Origin of the sequence: Streptomyces sp. NTH33, from assembly GCF_003236365.1 — a bacterium.
Lineage (GTDB): Bacteria > Actinomycetota > Actinomycetes > Streptomycetales > Streptomycetaceae > Streptomyces.
In genome coordinates, this window is sequence record NZ_POTZ01000469.1 from 1 (window position 1) to 5,290 (window position 5,290).

The 5,290-nt window shown below is 73.9% G+C and carries 5 protein-coding genes and 1 pseudogene; 2 read left to right on the top strand and 4 right to left on the bottom strand.

Translation table 11 applies throughout. The features are described from left to right. Window positions 1-129: 129 nt before the first annotated feature. Both C1I97_RS30645 and C1I97_RS30650 read right to left on the bottom strand, forming a co-directional pair. Window positions 130-909 carry a LysR family substrate-binding domain-containing protein gene (locus C1I97_RS30645; protein ID WP_111006346.1) on the bottom strand — a complete coding sequence of 260 codons (780 nt, stop codon included), beginning with the start codon at window positions 907-909 and terminating at the stop codon, window positions 130-132. A 94-nt stretch (window positions 910-1,003) separates the two neighbouring features. Beyond that, window positions 1,004-1,534: pseudogene (locus C1I97_RS30650) on the bottom strand (MFS transporter); the annotation flags it as partial. An 847-nt stretch (window positions 1,535-2,381) separates the two neighbouring features. Here C1I97_RS30650 and C1I97_RS40260 point away from each other — a divergent pair. Further along, entirely contained in the window at window positions 2,382-2,729 is a 348-nt protein-coding gene (locus tag C1I97_RS40260; RefSeq protein WP_181446992.1) for a hypothetical protein, read from the top strand. Window positions 2,730-2,819: 90 nt separating this feature from the next. Here the strand turns inward: C1I97_RS40260 and C1I97_RS30665 are convergent, their stop codons facing one another. Next, window positions 2,820-3,407: a rhodanese-like domain-containing protein gene (locus tag C1I97_RS30665; RefSeq protein ID WP_111006348.1), complete on the bottom strand. Its 588-nt coding sequence runs from the start codon at window positions 3,405-3,407 to the stop codon at window positions 2,820-2,822. Window positions 3,408-3,500: 93 nt separating this feature from the next. On the opposite strand from C1I97_RS30665, the gene C1I97_RS30670 reads away from it, so the two are divergent. Continuing rightward, complete coding sequence (locus tag C1I97_RS30670; RefSeq protein WP_073952275.1) at window positions 3,501-3,788, top strand: metal-sensitive transcriptional regulator; 288 nt, start codon at window positions 3,501-3,503, stop codon at window positions 3,786-3,788. Window positions 3,789-4,166: 378 nt separating this feature from the next. Here C1I97_RS30670 and C1I97_RS30675 read toward each other — a convergent pair. Further along, on the bottom strand, window positions 4,167-5,290 hold a 1,124-nt coding region (locus C1I97_RS30675), incomplete at its 5' end, for a glycosyl hydrolase family 65 protein (RefSeq protein WP_309147840.1).

Consider the following 5,290-nt stretch of genomic DNA (forward strand, 5'->3'; position numbering starts at 1 on the left):
ACCACGGCCCCCTCCCGGTCGTCTCCTTCGCGGCGACGGTAGCAGCCGATCACCTTTGGTCCGGACCAAACCGAGGGCGCGCTGCCAGGGCCGTACGCCCCACGCGGCCCGCTTCCCCGCGTCTCGTGGCTACGACCTGCGGCCCGGCCTGCCCCGTCGGCCGCCCTTGGCGCCGCCGCCCCGCTGGTCGCGGGTCGTCGTCCTGGCGGACCGGCCCGTCGTCGCGGGCTTGCGGCGGGTGCCCTTGCCGTCGGCTCGCTGGTCCTCGCGCCGGTCCGGAGCCTGGGGCTGGGTCCGGGTGCGTCCCCGGGTGCTGTTGACCGTCCGGCCGCGGACGATCCCGATGAACTCCTCGACCAGGTCGGTGTGGGCCTCCTCCGGCCACGACAGCGCGACGCTCGACTGCGGGGCGTCGACGACCGGCCGGTAGGTGAGGTCCCTGCGGTGGTGGAGGCGGGCCAGCGACTGGGGGACGACGAGCAGGCCCACGCCCGCCGCCACCAGCTCGACGGCGTCCTCCGTGGTGGCGGGCCGCTCGAAGGCGGGCTCGCCGGGCGGCCGTTCCCAGCCGAGGACGTCGTCGAGGGGGTGGAGGACGACTTCGTCGGCGAGGTCCGCCAGGGACACCTCGTCCACGGCCGTCACCAGGTGGTCCTTGGGGATGACCACCACCGTCGTCTCGGTGTAGAGGGGGATCGCGCTGAAGAACGTGCGGTCCACCGGCAGACGTACGATCCCCGCGTCCGCCGCGCCGCCGCGCAGCACCTCGGGCGCCTCGGCGGCCGGGACCTGGAGAAGGGTGAGGGAGACGTCGGGCAGGCGCTCGTTCCAGATCCGCACCCACTTGGCGGGCGTCGCCCCGGGGACGTACGCGAGCCGGAACGAGACAGTTGCATCCGAGCCGGTCACCCCGCCAGGTTACCCGGCGCGGCGAAGGAGGCCGTCCCCGCTGCGCGGGCCGTCGCCCCGGACGGCAACGGGCGGACCGGTTCGGCCCGGCCGGTCAGCGCAGTCGGGGCTGGACGACCCGGCGGCCGCGCCGGGTGACGGCACTGCGCACGCCGGTTGCGGTGAAGGCCAGGGCCGCGGCGGCGACCAGGCCCAGCAGGACCAGGCCGGTCGCGTACGAGCCGTAGGCGCCGTACAGCGCCCCCCTCACCAGGGGCGGCAGGAAGCCGCCCAGACCGCCGGCGGCGCCGACGATGCCGGTGACCGAGCCGCCCTGATCGGCCGGGGCCAGCAGGGCGAACACGGCGCCGCTGCCCGCGCCGAGCGCGGTGGCCATGGAGAGGAAGGCGACGGTGCCGGTCGGGGCCGGCGAAGGGGTCACGGACTGCACGAGCGCGCCCGCGAACACCACGGTCAACGCTCCGGCGAGCACACGCACCGCGCCGATGCGGTCCGACAGCCAGCCGCCGGCCGGCCGCATCGCCACGGCCGGCAGCACGAACCCGGTCATCCGGTTCGCGGCGTCCGCCCGACCCAGACCGTAGCCGGTCCTCAGGTGGGCGGGCAGGTAGACGGAGAAGGCGACTTGACGTGCTCCCTGGCCTGAAGTCCGGGGATTCCGGCCCGAATCGTCTGACCCTTCCGGGGGCTTCCTGCTGCAAGGGACGTGTGCGCCCGGGGCGTTGGCCCGGGCTCGGGCCTCAGCGGTGCGGGCAGGCCGGCGGACAGGACCGCGTGGACTCCCGGATCACGATGAACGGCCGTTCCCCGCATCGTGACACTGCCGCCGCACGGCCCTCCGCGGACGCCGGTGGCGGCCCGGCGTTCACCGGTGTCTCCCACGTGTGCGTCCGGCCGCCCGGGAGTCAGGGCAGACGTGGCCGGCGGCCGGACGGTGACCGAGCCGAAGGGGGGCGCATGTCGTACGACGTGCCGGCCTCGGCCTGGGACGGGGGAAGCGGCCGGGCCGGCACCGGGTGTGGTCGTACATGCGCTGCCTCCGATTCGATCAGTGCCAGCTTGCACCGCGCGGGAGTCCGGCCGTACCGCCGAGTGGCCCTGCCTGTAGGGCCGTTGGCCCCCGGCACGGTGGGCGGGCCAAGGACCTTGGCTGTGGTGGAAGGGGCCTTCGGCCCAACGACCAACTCTTTCGGCCGACTTGGCGTTCCCTGCCATGGAGAGCGACGACAACGCACGGCGGCGGGAGGGGTTCCACCGGGACCGCTGGGCCCACGACAGGGTCGTACGGTCCACGCACGGCGTGAAGTCCGCCGACGAGTGGCCGGCCCCGCACCCGGGTGCCGACGGTGCGCTGGCGATGGCCATGGGCCACGTGATCCTGCGCGCGTTCCTCGTCGATCGCGAAGTGCCCTTCCTCCGCGGCTGCTTGCGGCCGTACACGGACGCACCGTTCCCGGTGACGCCTCGGGAGAGTGCCCGACGGCCTCGACCCGGCGCTCGCCGAGCGCATCGGCACGGATCTCGCCGACGCGCTCCACGTCGGCGCCCGCCCCCTCACCCCGTCCGGCTGGAGCGAGCTGCTGGCCACCGGGGGCTTCACCGTCACCGCTCGGCGGATCACGCCGATGGCGCTGCTCGAACCCCGGCGGCTCGTCGCCGACGAGGGACTCGCGCAGGCCCTGCGCATCACCGGCCGGGCCCTGCGGGACCCGACGGCCCTGCGCCGGGCACTGCGCATGCGCCGGGTCTTCCGCCGCCACCGGGCCCACCTGGGGGCGATCGCGCTCGTCGCACGTCCTGCCACGACGTCCGCCGGCTGATCCTCCAGGCCCCTCACGACGCACGACGCACGACGGCCGGGGCGTCCGGACCGGTGCCCGGGTCCGGACGCCCCGGCCGTCCGGCGGGCCTCACCGGCTCCGCAGGGCCTCGAGCGTCGCGTCGAGCCGGGCCGAGCGCGGCCGGTTGTGGGGCAGCTTGGCGAGCAGGACGGCCATACCGCAGGTGTTCGTGAGGGCGGAGAAGACCAGCCCGCCCGCGACGCCCGCCGACAGGATCTGGAAGGCCGGGTGCACGAGCAGGCCGAGGACCAGGCCGAGCAGCACCAACGTGCCCGCGGTGAAGCGCACCTGGCGCTCCATGCTCCAGGAGGCCCGCGTCTCGCAGGCCACGGGCCGGTTCAGTTCGTGGCCCGCGGCGGCCCACGCCCCGGTGCCGCCGATCAGGGTGGCGGTGGACACGCCCTGCTCGGCCAACAGCGCGCAGGCCTTCTGCGAGCGGGCACCGGAGGCGCACACGACGAGGACGTCGCCGCGCGCAGCGGCCTGCCGGATCTCCGGGAGTGCCTGCCGGACACGGTCCAGCGGGATGTTGAGGGCGCCGGGGAGGTGCCCCGAGGCATACTCGCCGGGCGTGCGCACGTCGATGACGATCAGCTCGTCGAGCCGGGGGCGTGCCTGCTCGACGGCGAGGGACATGGGCGCGGGAGGAGTGGTCATGGCAGTTCGGATCCTTTCCGGACAGGGGGGTGGTCGACGCCGTCCCGAATCAGGACGTACAGTACCCCTAGGGGTATTTCGCGAGGAGTGATCGTGGACTTGGAGCTCGAGGGCGCCGACCTCAAGGCCGTCCTGAACCGGCTGCGCCGTGCGCAGGGCCAGATCTCCGGCGTGATCCGGATGATCGAGGAGGGGCGGGACTGCGAGGAGGTCGTCACACAGCTCGCCGCCGCCTCCCGCGCCCTGGACCGCGCCGGTTTCGCCATCATCGCCACCGGCCTGCAGAAGTGCGTGGCCGACATCGAGTCCGGCCGGACGAACGGCGAGGACGCCGCCCAGATGCGGGCCCGCATGGAGAAGCTGTTCCTGTCGCTGGCGTGACGCCCGGCGGGGCCGCGGCGGCGGCCCGCACCCGGTCCCGCCGAAGGGCGCAGGAGGCGTGCCCCGAGGGCGCCGTCGCACGCAGGGGCGACCCGGCGTCGACGGTCACGGTGCCGCCGCCCTCCACGGGCGTGAGCGCGAAGCGGACACGGGCTCCCACAGGAACCGGGCAGGAGGCTCCGGTGAGCCGGGCGAGTTCCGGACCGCCGGAGACGTAGTCGTCGCGCATGTGCGTCTCGGCGAAGAACACGAGAGGCTCCCTTCACGGAGATGATTACCCCCAGGGGTATGCAGCCGAGGCTAACACAAGTACCCCCGGGGGTATTCATCGGCCTCTGGTGACGGGCCTCCGCGGATCTCCCGGTCTGCTCACTCGGGTCACTCGGGCAGGATCAGTCGGCAGGTCTCCCCCGGCTGGACGCAGACGGCGCGGTCGGGCAGGCGCACGTCGATCGGTGAACGGTCGGAGGGGGGTACGACGATCTCCATGCGACCGTGCTCCAGGCGCAGCCGTACACCCCACTGGCCCTGGTAGCGGAGGGCGAAGCCGTAGGAGGACAGCTCGGGCACCGGGACGGGGTCGAGCCACAGGGCGTCCTCGCGGGTCTCCAGGCCGGGCAGTCCGCGCTGGACGAGGTCGAGGGTGCCGGCCATGGCGCCGAGGTGGACGCCCTCGCCGGTGGTGCCTCCCTGCAGGTCGGCGATGTCGTTCCGCAGGGCCTCCTGGACGAAGGTCCACGCCCCGGCGCGGCGGGCGCGGGCCAGGACCCAGCCGTGCACCAGGCCGCTGAGGGTGGAGCCGTGGCTGGTGCGGTCCAGGTAGTGGTCGACGGTGCGCTGCCAGAGGCCGTCGTCGAGGTGGTGACCCAACCGCCGGAAGAGCGAGGCGAGTTCGGGCGGGGAGAAGAGGTAGCCGAGCATGAGTACGTCGGCCTGCTTGGACGCCTTGTAGCGGTTGACGCTGTCGCCCTCGGCCTCCAGGATCCGGTCCAGACGGCGGATGTCGCCGTACCGCTTCCGGTAGTCGGCCCAGTCGAGTTCGGCGAGGCCGCCGTATCCCTCGAACTGGCTGATGACGCCGTCGTGGAAGGGGACGTACAGCGTGCGGGAGACGTCCTCCCACTGCTCGAGCTCGCCGTCGTCCAGGCCGGTGCGCTCGGCGAGTTCACGGCGGCGCGGCTCGGGCAGGGCGCGCAGCGCCGCCAGGGACCGGCTGAGCACCCAGGCGGCCGTGACGTTGGTGTAGGTGTTGTCGTCGATGCCGGGCCGGTCGGCGTCCGGGTAGGCGTCGTGGTACTCGTCGGGGCCCATCACGCCCCGGATGCGGTGCCGTCCCAGGTCCTCGTCCCAGGTGGCCGAGTCCGCCCAGAAGCGGGCGATCTGCAGCAGCATCTCGGCGCCCTTGGTGTGCAGGAACTCGGTGTCGCCGCTCGCCTGGCAGTACTGCCACACGTTGTAGGCGACCGCCGAGCCGACGTGCCGCTGGAGGTGGGAGTGGTCCG

Coding starts and splice junctions, on each gene's coding strand:
- C1I97_RS30665 (WP_111006348.1), bottom strand. CDS start 3,407: ATGACCACTCCTCCCGCGCCCATGTCCCTCGCCGTCGAGCAGGCACGC.